We start from the raw sequence: 12,187 nt of genomic DNA on the forward strand, positions 1-12,187 counted from the left end.
GCGCGGAGATCCTTGCTACAGAGCGATCGAAAAGACCTAGAGCCGAACGGTCGTCCGCGCCGGGCTCTCGGCACCTAAAGTGCCAGAGTCGGAAGAGATAAGAGCCGAGCCCATGCTCGGCTGCCTTTAAAACAGCCGAGCGGGGGCTCGGCTCTACAATTGAGGCATGTCCTTCAAAACAGAACCCACCCTGCGCCAGGCCGTAGCCGACGCCGGCGCCCGCCTTGGCGGCATCGACGCCCGCCACGAGGCCGAACTGCTGCTGCTGCACGTGCTGGACCGGCCGCGCAGCTGGCTGTTCGCCCACGCCACCGATCCGCTGCCCGCCGCCGATCTGGCGGCCTTCGAGGTCCTGCTGGCGCGCCGTGTGGCCGGTGAACCGGTGGCCTACCTGACCGGCCGCCGCGGCTTCTGGACGCTGGACCTGGAGGTCGACCCCTTCACCCTGATTCCGCGCCCGGAAACCGAGCTGCTGGTCGAGCTGGCGCTGGAGCGCCTGCCGGCCGATCGCGACCTGCAGGTGGCCGACCTTGGCACCGGCAGCGGCGCCATTGCCCTGGCCCTGGCCAGCGAGCGCCCGCAGGCCCAGGTGCTGGCCACCGACGCCAGCCACGGCGCGCTGGCGATGGCCGCGCGCAATGCCGCCCGCCATGAACTGGGCAACGTGCGCTTCGCCGAAGGCGGGCACGACTGGTATGGGCCGCTGCAGGGCCAGCGCTTCGATCTGATCGCCAGCAACCCGCCGTACATCGCCAGCGATGACCCGCACCTGCAGCAGGGCGACCTGCGTTTCGAACCGGCCACCGCGCTGGCGTCCGGCGTGGATGGGCTGGATGACATCCGCCGCATCGTCGCCGGCGGCCAGGCGCACCTGCTGCCCGGCGGCTGGCTGCTGATCGAGCACGGCTGGGACCAGGGCGAGGCGATCCGCGCGCTGTTCGAGCAGGCGGGCTATGTGCAGGTGCGGACCGCGCAGGACCTGGAGCAGCGCGACCGCATCACCCTGGGCCATCGCCCGGCCTAGAATGGAGGTTCTCCTGCCTTGGCAGGGCATCACCCTGGAGCTGCAAGCATGCGTACGCTGTATCCCGCCATCACCCCCTACGACGTCGGCACCCTGAAGGTCGACGACCGCCACACGCTGTACTTCGAACAGTGCGGCAACCCGGACGGCAAGCCGGTGGTGATGCTGCACGGTGGTCCGGGCGGCGGCTGCAGCGACAAGATGCGCCAGTTCCACGACCCGACGAAGTACCGCATCATCCTGTTCGACCAGCGTGGCGCCGGCCGTTCCACCCCGCATGCGGACCTGGTGGACAACACCACCTGGGACCTCGTTGCCGATATCGAAAAGCTGCGCGAACACCTGAAGGTGGACCGCTGGCAGGTGTTCGGCGGCAGCTGGGGTTCGACCCTGGCCCTGGCCTACGCCGAAACCCATCCGCAGCGCGTGACCGAGCTGGTCCTGCGCGGCATCTTCATGCTGCGCCGCTGGGAACTGGAATGGTTCTACCAGGAAGGTGCCAACCGCCTGTTCCCGGATGCGTGGGAGCACTACCTGAAGCCGATCCCGGCCGTGGAGCGGCACGACCTGATCTCGGCCTTCCACCGCCGCCTGACCAGCGAAGACGAAACCACGCGCCTGGAAGCAGCCAAGGCCTGGGCGGTGTGGGAAGGCGCAACCAGCTTCCTGCATGTCGATGATGACTTCATCAACAGCCACGAAGACCCGCATTTCGCGCTGGCCTTTGCCCGCATCGAGAACCACTACTTCGTCAACGGCGGTTTCTTCGAAGTGGAAGACCAGCTGCTGCGCGACGCGCACCGCATCGCCGATATTCCGGGCGTGATCGTGCACGGCCGCTACGACGTGGTGTGCCCGCTGGCCAACGCCTGGGACCTGACCAAGGTCTGGTCGAAGGCCAAGCTCGAGATCACCCCGGCCTCGGGTCACTCGGCGTTCGAAGCGGAGAACGTGGACGCGCTGGTGCGCGCCACCGACAGCTTCGCCTGATGCCCACGGGGTCGGATCCCCATCCACGCACGGCGTGGATCTGCTGCACCCGGTAGTGCCGGCCGCTGGCCGGCAAGGGGGCGGATCCCTTTCCCATGGAAAGGGCTCTGACCCCGGTGTGGCCCCCATCCACGCACGGCGTGGATCTACTGCACCCGGTAGTGCCGGCCGCTGGCCGGCAAGGGGTCGGATCCCTTTTCCGCGGAAAAGGCTCTGACCCCGGTGTGGCCCCCATCCACGCATGGCGTGGATCTACCAGTCGCCGGCCAGCAGCGCGTCGGCCAGCACCTGCAGCTTCGGCGAGTGCTGCCGCGACGGCGGGTAGATCAGCGACAGCTCGCGGCTGCGGCCTTCAAACGGCTGCAGCACGCGCTGCAGGCGGCCGTCGGCCAACGCATCGGCCACCGCGAAATCCATCACCTGCACGATGCCGATGCCGGCGATGGCCGCTTCCACCAGCGGGTCGCCGCTGTCGAACACCATCCGCGTCGGCGGGGTGAAGTCGTGCAGCTGGCCGTCCTGCCGGAACTGCCAGTCCACCACGCGTCCGCTGCGCAGGTTGCGTACCGCCAGGCAGGCATGGTCGTGCAGCGCGGCGATATCCCCCGGCGTGCCGCAACGGGCAAGGTAATCCGGGCTGGCCACGGTCACCCAGCGCAGCGGACGCAGCGGCCGCGCAACGATGCGCTGGTCGGCAATCACACCGGTGCGCAGCGCGGCATCGAAGCCTTCCTCGACCAGATCGACCAGACGGTCGCTCAGTACCGCGTCCACCTGCAGCTGCGGGTGCTGCTGCAGCAACGGCCCCAGCAGCGGTACCAGCACCTTGCGCCCGAACATCGACGGCGCGCTGATCTTCAGCGTGCCCGAGGGCGTGCAGGGACGGTCAGCCAGCTGCCGCTCGGCATCCTCGAGGCCGCACAGCAGCGGCGCCACCTGGTCGACGAACTGGCGCCCATCCGGGGTCAGCGCCACGTTGCGGGTGTTCCGCTGCAGCAGCTTCACCCCCAGTGTGGCCTCCAGCCGGCCGATCGCGCGCGACAGCCCGGACTGGCTCAGGCCCAGCTGCCCGGCGGCAACCGTGAAGCTGCGTGCCTCGGCCACCTGCACCAGCATGCGCACGGCATTGAGGTCCAACGAGGATCCATTCATGCCGAAAATCATGACAGATATGGTCAGGCAGGGGTTTATTGATGACGCCGCATCAATGAGACTGCGTTCCCCCACCGATCCACCGCCGCCGATGCCCCCTCTCAAGTACCCGCGCTGGGCGCTGACCCTGCTGGCCACCGCCCAGCTGATCATCGCCCTGGACGCCACCATCATCTTCGTCGCCCTGCATGACATGGGCCGCGCGCTGCAGATCAACGCGCAGCAGCTGCAGTGGGTGGTCAGCGCCTACACCGTGGCCTTCGGTGGCAGCCTGCTGCTGGGCGGGCGCGCCGCCGACCTGATCGGGCGGCGCCGCTTCTACCGGCTGGGCATGCTGCTGTTCGCGCTGGCCTCGCTGCTGGGCGCGCTGGCGCCGAACGCCACGCTGCTGATCATCGCGCGCGCCGCGCAGGGCATCGGTGCCGCACTGCTGTTCCCGGCCACGCTGGCGCTGATCAACACGCTGTATGCCGAGGGCCCGGTGCGCAACCGAGCGCTGGCGATCTGGAGCATGGCCAGCGCGGTCGGCCTGGCGCTGGGCACCCTGCTCGGTGGCGTGCTGACCCAGGCGTTCGGCTGGCCGGCCGTGCTGGCGGTGATCGTGCCGCTGGCCACCGCCTGCGCCGTCGCCGCCGGTGCATGGCTGCCGGCCGATGGCCCGCGCGCGCAGGGGCGCTCGTTCGATCTGGCCGGCTGCATCACCGTCACCCTCGGCGGCAGCCTGCTGGTGACCACCCTCGTGCAGGGGCCGGAGTGGGGCTGGACCGCGCCGGCCACGCTGGGCTGCCTGCTGCTGTCGGCGCTGCTGCTGGTGGCCTTCGTGCAGATCGAACAGCGCAGCCGCGACCCGTTGATGCAGTTCGCGCTGCTGCGCCTGCCCGGCCTGCGCGCTGCGCTCGGCCTCACCTTCGCCTTCATGAGCAGCTACGGCGTGCAGTACTACTTCATGGCGCTGTATTTCCAGGATGGCTACGGCTGGAGTCCGCTGCAGGCCGGCCTGGCGTTCCTGCCGGCGACGGCGGTGTGCACGGTCGGTATCCAGCTGGCCGAGTGGGCGCTGAAGCGCTGGAGTGCACGCAAGGTGCTGGTGCTCGGCCAGCTGGCCGGCGCCGTCGGCATCGCCTGGGTCGCAGCAACACTCCCGCACGCCTCGAACTTCTGGCCGCTGCTGCCGGGTGTGGTGGTGCTGAGCATCGGCCAGGGCATGACCTGGACCTCGATGTGGATCGTGGCCGGGCAGGGCGTGCCGGCTGCACAGCAGGGTGTCGCATCTGGCATGGCGGCTACCGCGCAACAGATCGGTGGGGCGCTGGGGCTTGCGGTGCTGGTGATGGTGGCCAATGCCGGCGCCGGCGTTGCAGGCTCGCCCAGCGCGCTGGCCGGGCTGGTGCGTGCCGAGTACGGCGCCGCGCTGTTCGCCCTGTTCGGCGTGATCATCGCGCTGGGCCTGCGCCCGGCACCGGTAGACTGCGGTTCCCTTGATGGCCAGGCCAACAACGCATGATCGAACTGCTGGACCTGCAACAGACCCTGCACGCGTTTGCCGCCTGCAACGACGACCATGGCGTGTACGCGTCCTTCGGCTGGGTGCATGCCACCGACGGTGACCTGCTGCAGGCGCGGTTCTGGTTGCCGCCCGACGAGGAGACCGCGTTCGACGATGACAGCGAGGTGCCGGCCGAGGCGCGCGCGCTGGGCCTGTCCACCTATCTGGAACCGGCGACGTTCGCCGACGTGCTCGACGTGCAGAAGCGGCAGCGCCCGTTGTCCACGCTGGCCGAGTACGCGCAGGCGCTGGCGCACTACCACGAGTACGACGCGTTCCAGCAGGTCGAAGGCATCGACGAGGCGCTGGGTGAGGCCACGGCCGCAGACCAGGCCGCCGCGCGCGATGCCGGCGTAGGCGCGGGCATCTTTGCCTCGTTCGATCTGCAGCTGCTGGCGTGTGTGGACGAGCAGCTGAAGGCCACCGCGCAGGCCGTGGCGCACCTGCACCAGGTGCCTGTGGGTGAGGCGCTGGCACGCTGCCGTGCGTTGCCGCTGCTGCTGGGCGAAGCGCTGGATCGCAACCGCGCGCAGGCCATCAAGGATCAGTTCGAAGCCATCGGCGCGACCGTGCAGGTGCACGGGTTCAAGCCGTTCCCGTGGATGGACGCGCCCGTGTTGCGTTGATGACGATTACCCAACCGCCAGCAACGCCGGCTGCAACGCGCTGAAGATCCGCGCCAACCGTTCCGCCCAGGCCTGCTGCCCGGCCACATCGGCAATCAGGTCCTGGCGGATCTCCAGCTCCACATGCACCAGGCCACGACCTTCGCCATGCACCGGCACCGCGTAGTCGCTGGTGCTGCTTACCGAATACGGTTCGTTGTCGCCCACCACCAGGTCGCCTTCATCGCGCAGCGCCTGCAGCAGTGCCTGGGCGAAGCGCGTGTCCTGGTAGTACAGCACGCCGGCGTGCCACGGCCGCGCCGCGCCGTTCATCGCCGGGGCGAAGCTGTGCATCATCACCAGCAGGGTGGGGCGGCCGGCATCGCGGCGTGCGTCCAGTTCGGCATCGATGCGCGCGTGATACGGCGCGTGGATGGCATCGATGCGCTGCTGCCGCTGCGCCGCCGACAGCCCGGCATTGCCCGGCACCACGGTGTGGTCGCTCACTTCCGGGATCAGCGTGGGCGAGGCCAGCGGCCGGTTGCAGTCGATCAGCAACCGCGAATAGGTCTGTTCGATGGCCCAGGCATCCAGCAGCCCGGCCAGTGCGCGGGTGGTGCCGGCGATGCCGATGTCCCAGCCGATGTGGCGGTCCAGCTCGGCCTGCGCCAGGCCCAGGCCATGCAGCGCGCGCGGCACCTGCTGGCCGGCGTGGTCGGCCAGCAGCAGGAAGGGAGATGCACCCTGCGCACGGTGGATCGTGTAGATCGCGGGATCGTCGGCACCGAGCAGGGCCGGCGCCACGTGCAGGTCGGCATCAGCCACGCGGGCGTCCATCCAGGTGGTGCTCGATCATCCACAGGCCGGCCCAGAGCTTGGCGTCCAGCGCGTAGCCTTCGCCCATCTTCTGCACCAGCCAGGCGGCGGCCTGGGCGCGCGGAATCTCGTGCACGGTGATGTCTTCACTCTCATCTCCGCCGCCTTCGCCGATGCGGCGCAGGCCGGTGGCGCGGACGAAGGCGATCTGCTCGCTGCTGGCGCCGGAGGACGTCGGGCCGATCATCAGCACTTCGGCGTGCTCGGCGGTCCAGCCGGTTTCTTCTTCCAGCTCGCGCACGGCCGACACTTCAATCGACTCGCCCGCATTGATGTCGCCGACCAGGCCGGCCGGCATCTCGATGGTGGCCGACTGCAGCGGCACGCGGAACTGTTCGACGAACAGCACCTTGTCCTCCGGGGTGACCGCGATGATGATCGCCGCCAGGCCGCCGGCATGGGTGCGTTCGCTGTATTCCCAGCTGCCGCGCACGACCATGCGCTGGTACTTGCCTTCGTAGACGACGCGCGGGGCTTCGGTGTTTCTCTGGCTCATGCGGGCTCGCTGGAGGAGGGGAGGGAATGGTCGGGACCGGCCACAGTGGCCGAACCGGGATCGTTGACGCCTGCGGCGCTGAACAGCCGGCGGCGGGTCAGCGGGCCGAAGCGCAGCGCCTGGCACAGGCCGCCCAGCAGCTCCGGGTCCGCCGCCTGGCGCAGCAGGCCCGGCTGGCAGCCTTCCAGCGGCGCGTCCAGCGCGATGGTGGTCAGCTGCCGCCAGAGCTGGGCGTGGTCGCGCTGCTCGCGCAGGCGCACGGCCATCTGTGCGGCACCGCGCAGGCGCAGGAACGGCACTTCGTTCAGGCGTTCGTACAGCGCGTCCATGCTGCCGAAATGGGCCAGCAGCACCGCCGCCGACTTGGCGCCGACGCCGCTGATCCCCGGAATGTTGTCCACCGCATCGCCACACAGGGCCAGGTAATCGGCGATCTGGTGCGCGTGCACGCCGTGCCGCGCCTTCACTCCGGCCACGTCCCAGCGCTGGTTGCGTGCGTAGTCCCACTGTTCGTCGTGGTCCAGCAGCAGCTGCGACAGGTCCTTGTCGGCGGAAATGATCAGGCCGCGATGGCTGTGCCGGTGCTGGTGCAGCGCGCTGCCGATCAGGTCGTCGGCCTCGTAGTCATGGTGGGCCAGCACCACCAGGCCCAGCGCCGCGCACAGCGCCTTGCAGTGCACGAACTGGCGCTTCAGCGCTTCCGGCGCCGGGTCGCGGTTGGCCTTGTAGGCCGCGTACAGGCGGTGGCGGAAGCCGCTGTCCAGCGCTTCGTCGAAGGCGATGGCGATGTGCCGGGGGCGCTCGCGCTCGAGCAGGTCCAGCAGGAAGCGGGCGAACCCGTGCACCGCATTGGTCGGCCAGCCCTGGCTGTCCTGGAACTCGTCCGGCAGCGAATGCCAGGCGCGGAACACATAGATGCTGGCATCCACCAGGTACAGCGGCGGCGGCAGCGGCACGGCATTCACGGCGCTCACTGGCCGGTCCAGTCCTGCAGCAGGGCCGCGGCGTCCGGCCGCTCGCGCTCGGGCACGTCGGCCTTGGGGGTGCCGATATGGATGAAGCCGGCGATGCCTTCGCCCTCGGCCAGGCCCAGGTGGGCATGCACGGCGGGGTCGAAGGCCATCCACGCGGTCAGCCACTGCGCGCCGAAGCCCAGCGCCTGGGCGGCCTGCAGCAGGGCGAAGCAGACGCAGCCGGCGGTCATCAGCTGCTCCTGCTCGGGCACCTTGGCGTCCGGGCGCGGGCTGGCCACCACCACGATCACCACCGGGGCGTGGCTGAAGCGCTGGCGGTCCTTCTCGAACACCGCCTCGCCGGCCTGCGGATCGCGCTGGCGGCTGCGTTCGACCAGGAAGTCCCCCAGGGTGTGACGGGCATCGCCGGCAATCTTCAGGAAACGGAACGGGACGCGCTTGCCGTGGTCGGGTACGCGGACGGCCGACTGCAGCATGCGCAGCAGGGTGGCCGGGTCCGGGCCGGGCTCGCCCAGCTGCCGCGAGGGCACCGAACGGCGGGCGTCGAGGGCGAGCAGGGCAGCGGGGTCGGGCATGGAGTCTGAACCGGTCATCACGGGCTGAAGATTATAGTCGGGGCGGTTGGTGACGCTGTCTGCGTCGTGTTTGCCCCTTCAATATCAAACTGTGATGAACGTCATGCCACTGCCGGGCAACCGGCGAGCCCTTCCCCTCGCCTCGCAGGCCCCGCACGGCTTAGGATATCCGTCTTGCCGGGCCGCCGGTCGTGAGGTTTGAAGTGAGGACTGTTTCACTGTCCGTGACGGGCTGGCCGGCCTACCATCGACGATCTGGTACATGGGGTGTACCGGCCGTCGCGATGTCCATGATGTCTGTCGTACCAGAGAAGGTGGGGAGCCTTCCCGAATGATGAGTGCGCCCACTCAGATGGGATCGTCGGGTCGTGACCCGGCCCAGCTCCAGCGTGCGCGGGACGCTGTCCTGCCCGCCCTGGGCCAGGCTTTCGGCGCGGCGCTGGCGCGGTTTGACGATGCCCTGTTCGATCGAGCCGGCAATGCCGGCTCGTCGCAGTTGCTGTTCCTGGATGCCATGCGCGAACTGCGCCGGCGCCGGGACGAGATCACCGCGGCGTTTGCCGCCCACCTGGACCAGGCCTGGGCCGCGCTGGCCGACGGCCATCCGCTGTCCGCCGAAGCCACCCTGTCCGGGCCGGCCGAGGAAAGCCTGAGCCTCATTCCCGAGCATGTCCTGGAGTCGCGGCTGGCGGTGCGCAACTTCGCCACCGTGCTGCTGCGCGATTTCAAGCCGGTGCTGGCCCGCCTCGACCGCCGCCTCGGCTGGCTGGTCGGCGGCCTGGAACTGGACGCCGACCTCGATCCGATCAGCCCCGAACATCTGGGCGTGGCCATCCACCAGGCCTTCGCCGGGTGCGAGCTGGCCCCGGAAGTACACCTGGTGCTGATCAAGCTGTGCGAGCGCGACATGCGCACGCCGGTGGGCCGCATCTACGAGAAGCTGGACGAGCAGTTGGCGGCCGCCGGTGTGATGCCGCAGATGGGCGCCCCGCGGCGACCGCTGTCGGCGGCCCCGGCCCCGCAGGCCCCGCACGGGCTGGACGACCTGGTCGAGCAGCGCCAGACGTCGGGCTTCGAGACCGATTTCAGCGACGAGGAGCAGGCCGCACCGGCCTGGGCGCAGCGGTTTGCCGCGCGCTGGTCCGAACGTCGTGGCCACATGCAGCAGCTGCCCGACGAACATGGCATGCCCGGCGGCGCGCCGGCCGGGTCGGCCGGGTCGGGCGAAGCCTATCCTGGCCAGCAGGGCATGCTGCTGGAGGCGCTGCACGAACTGCTGCAGCAGACCCGGCATGTCCGCGAGGACGCCACGTCGGCCGCGCAGGTGGCGGTGGGCCAGCATCGCCCGCTCAGCCAGCGCGAGATGATGTCGGTGCTGTCGCTGCTGCAGGCCACGCCCAGCGCCACCCTGCGCGCGGCCATCGGCGAGGACGGCGAATCACTGGCGCAGCGGCTGAAGAGCGAAGTGCTGTCCAACGCCACCCGCCTCGGCGTGGACCCCGGCCAGACCCGGCTGGACCCGCAGGACGAGGATGCGATCGACCTGGTCGGCATGCTGTTCGACGTGATGCTGGACGAACGCGAACTGGAAGGCCGCTCGCGCGAGCTGATCGGCCGCCTGGTGGTGCCCTTCGTCAAGGTCGCCATGCTCGACCGCCGCATGTTCGTGCAGAAGACCCACCCGGCCCGCAAGCTGCTCAATTCGCTGGCCGAGGCCTGCGAAGGCAACACCGGCGAAAGCCAGGCCGAGCGCATGCTGATGGCCAAGGTCGAGGAGATCATCGAGCGCCTGGTCGCCGAGTTCAACGAGAACCTGGCGATCTTCCTGACCCTGGAAGAAGAATTCCGCGATTTCCTGCTGCAGCATCGTCGCCGCGTGGAAATCGCCGAGCGCCGCGCCGCTGAAACGCAGCGTGGCCAGGAAAAGCTGGAGATGGCCCGCAACCGCGCCGGCGCCGAACTGGACCGCCGCATCGGCGATGCCACCCTGCCGCCGGCGATCGCCGAGTTCCTGCGCCAGCCGTGGCAGCACCACCTGACCCTGGCGCTGCTGCGCGAGGGCGAGGACGGCGCGTCCGTGGCCGAGGCACTCAGCCTGGGCGATGGCCTGCTGGAGGAAGTGGCCGAGGCACGCCGGCACATCATCGGCAAGCCGTGGCTGCAGGCCTGGCAGCCGGTGCTGGCCAAGGTGTTCGCCAGTGTCGGCGTGCACGGTGATGCGGCCTCGGCCGCCATCGATGCGCTGCATGGCACCCTGCAGGGCATTGCCGAATCGCGGCCGGAACTGCAGCGCGCGCTGCCGGAACTGCCGCAGGTCGCGCTGCCGACCGCGCCGGTGCCCGAAGCCAGTGCCGTGGAACTGGCCGGGCAGGTCGATACCGATGATTTCGACAATGCCGACGCCGATCGCTTCCGCCGCATGGAAATCGGCAACTGGCTGGACTTCGTCGACAAGGACGGCAAGGTCCAGGCCGGCAAGCTGTCCTGGATCAGCCCGATCTCCTCGCGCCTGCTGTTCGTCAACCGCCGCGGCGTGCGCTTCTGCGTGGCCTCGCCGGAAGAACTGGCGGTGATGGTGCGGCTGGGCCGCCTGCGCGCCCACGTCGACGATGGCGCCTTCGACAGCGCCATGCAGGGCGTGATCGACCGCCTGGACCCGGGCAGCGCCACCCTGCACTGAGGGGTGGCCGCCTGCTAGGATCGGGAAAACTCACCGATCAGCGGGGACCTGCATGGCCGTGGCGTTGCTGGGGATGAAGGAGACCGCGCCGGGCGAACGGCGCGTGGCACTGACGCCGGAAACGGCGCGCAAGCTTGGGGCCTTGGGCATCACCGTCTGGTACGAAACCGGCGCCGGACTGGCTGCGGGCTTCCCCGATGCCGCCTATGACGATGCCGGCGCGCGCGCCTTCGACGCCGGCCGCTGGAACGAGATCGACATCCTGCTGTGCGTGCAGGCGCCACCGGCGGCGGTACTGGCCCAGCTCAAGCCGGGCGCCAGCGTGGTCGGCCTGCTTACTCCCGCCACGGATCCATCGCTGGCGGCGCTGGCAGGTGACGACCGCCTGCTGTTGTTCCCGCTGCAGCAGCTGCCGCGTACCACGCGTGCGCAGGCCATGGACGTGCTCAGTTCGCAGGCCGGCATGGCGGGCTACAAGGCCGCGCTGATCGCCGCCGAGCGCGCGCCGCGTTTCTTCCCGATGCTGACCACGGCAGCCGGTACCGTGCGCCCGGCCAAGGTGCTGGTGATCGGTGCCGGCGTGGCCGGCCTGCAGGCGATCGCCACCGTGCGCCGCCTCGGCGCGCAGGTGGAAGGCTTCGACGTGCGCCCGGAAACCCGTGAACAGATCCAGTCGCTGGGCGCACGTTTCCTCGACCTGGGGGTGAACGCAGCGGGCGAGGGCGGCTATGCGCGCGCGCTGACCGACGAGGAACGCGCCGAGCAGCAGCGCCGCTTGGCCGACCATCTGCGCAGCGTGGACGTGGTGATCTGCACCGCGGCCGTGCCGGGCCGGCCGGCACCCACCATCGTCACTGCGGCGATGGTCGAGGGCATGGCGGTGGGCAGCGTGATCGTCGACCTGGCCGCCGAGAGCGGCGGCAACTGCGCGCTGACCCAGCCGGGCCAGTGCATCGACCACCAGGGCGTGGCCATCGATGGCCCATTGAACCTGGCCAGCCGCGGCGCCACCCAGGCCAGCGAGATGTACGCGCGCAACCTGCTGAACTTCGTCACCCTGTTCGTGCAGGGCGGCCAGCTCGGTGTCGATTGGGAAGACGAGCTGCTGGCGAAGACGCGCTGGCAGCAGTAGACGGCGTGGGGGGGGGAGACCCAATTAAAGCAGCAAAATAGGTACACCACAAACCAAACCCACCGCGCGGGGGGCGGCGGCAAGGGGCACACAAAGCAAAAACCCCACACACCCGCCGCAAAAGCTCCCCCTCCGAC

The 12,187-nt window shown here is 69.7% G+C and carries 11 protein-coding genes; 6 read left to right on the plus strand and 5 right to left on the minus strand.

The window, feature by feature from the left end; genetic code table 11:
* Positions 1 to 166 precede the first annotated feature (166 nt).
* The gene (prmC, locus tag ACVOK1_RS18615; protein ID WP_481562890.1) at positions 167 to 1,024 is read left to right on the plus strand and encodes a peptide chain release factor N(5)-glutamine methyltransferase; all 858 of its coding nucleotides are present in this window, start codon (positions 167 to 169) and stop codon (positions 1,022 to 1,024) included.
* A gap of 48 nt (positions 1,025 to 1,072) precedes the next feature.
* Positions 1,073 to 2,014: a prolyl aminopeptidase gene (pip, locus tag ACVOK1_RS18620; protein WP_481562891.1), complete on the plus strand. Its 942-nt coding sequence runs from the start codon at positions 1,073 to 1,075 to the stop codon at positions 2,012 to 2,014.
* A 252-nt stretch (positions 2,015 to 2,266) separates the two neighbouring features.
* On the opposite strand, the gene ACVOK1_RS18625 is transcribed toward pip, so the two are convergent.
* On the minus strand, positions 2,267 to 3,166 hold the full coding sequence (locus ACVOK1_RS18625) for a LysR family transcriptional regulator (RefSeq protein WP_313205562.1): 900 nt from the start codon (positions 3,164 to 3,166) through the stop codon (positions 2,267 to 2,269).
* A gap of 91 nt (positions 3,167 to 3,257) precedes the next feature.
* Between ACVOK1_RS18625 and ACVOK1_RS18630 the strand changes: the two genes are divergently transcribed.
* Together ACVOK1_RS18630 and ACVOK1_RS18635 are read left to right on the plus strand one after the other, a co-directional pair.
* A complete protein-coding gene (locus ACVOK1_RS18630; protein ID WP_481562892.1) occupies positions 3,258 to 4,670 on the plus strand; it encodes an MFS transporter in 1,413 nt (470 codons plus the stop codon).
* On the plus strand, positions 4,667 to 5,338 hold the full coding sequence (locus tag ACVOK1_RS18635; protein ID WP_481562893.1) for a DUF7716 domain-containing protein: 672 nt from the start codon (positions 4,667 to 4,669) through the stop codon (positions 5,336 to 5,338). The genes ACVOK1_RS18630 and ACVOK1_RS18635 overlap by 4 nt, the downstream gene beginning before the upstream one ends.
* A gap of 6 nt (positions 5,339 to 5,344) precedes the next feature.
* On the opposite strand, the gene ACVOK1_RS18640 is transcribed toward ACVOK1_RS18635, so the two are convergent.
* The 4 genes from ACVOK1_RS18640 to ACVOK1_RS18655 are packed head-to-tail and all read right to left on the minus strand — an operon-like array spanning position 5,345 to position 8,238.
* The gene (locus tag ACVOK1_RS18640; RefSeq protein ID WP_481562894.1) at positions 5,345 to 6,142 is read right to left on the minus strand and encodes an N-formylglutamate amidohydrolase; all 798 of its coding nucleotides are present in this window, start codon (positions 6,140 to 6,142) and stop codon (positions 5,345 to 5,347) included.
* Positions 6,135 to 6,689: an NUDIX hydrolase gene (locus ACVOK1_RS18645; protein WP_164075021.1), complete on the minus strand. Its 555-nt coding sequence runs from the start codon at positions 6,687 to 6,689 to the stop codon at positions 6,135 to 6,137. The genes ACVOK1_RS18640 and ACVOK1_RS18645 overlap by 8 nt, the downstream gene beginning before the upstream one ends.
* A complete protein-coding gene (locus ACVOK1_RS18650; protein WP_481562895.1) occupies positions 6,686 to 7,663 on the minus strand; it encodes a 5'-3' exonuclease in 978 nt (325 codons plus the stop codon). The genes ACVOK1_RS18645 and ACVOK1_RS18650 overlap by 4 nt, the downstream gene beginning before the upstream one ends.
* Positions 7,660 to 8,238 carry a nitroreductase family protein gene (locus ACVOK1_RS18655; protein WP_406232888.1) on the minus strand — a complete coding sequence of 193 codons (579 nt, stop codon included), beginning with the start codon at positions 8,236 to 8,238 and terminating at the stop codon, positions 7,660 to 7,662. The genes ACVOK1_RS18650 and ACVOK1_RS18655 overlap by 4 nt, the downstream gene beginning before the upstream one ends.
* A gap of 331 nt (positions 8,239 to 8,569) precedes the next feature.
* Here ACVOK1_RS18655 and ACVOK1_RS18660 point away from each other — a divergent pair, with 331 nt between their 5' ends.
* On the plus strand, positions 8,570 to 10,918 hold the full coding sequence (locus tag ACVOK1_RS18660; RefSeq protein WP_313052982.1) for a DUF1631 domain-containing protein: 2,349 nt from the start codon (positions 8,570 to 8,572) through the stop codon (positions 10,916 to 10,918).
* Between the two features lie 52 nt (positions 10,919 to 10,970).
* A complete protein-coding gene (locus ACVOK1_RS18665; protein ID WP_481562896.1) occupies positions 10,971 to 12,050 on the plus strand; it encodes an NAD(P) transhydrogenase subunit alpha in 1,080 nt (359 codons plus the stop codon).
* The last annotated feature ends 137 nt before the right edge of the window (positions 12,051 to 12,187 follow it).

The sequence above is a fragment of the Stenotrophomonas sp. STEN087 genome, from assembly GCF_056759115.1.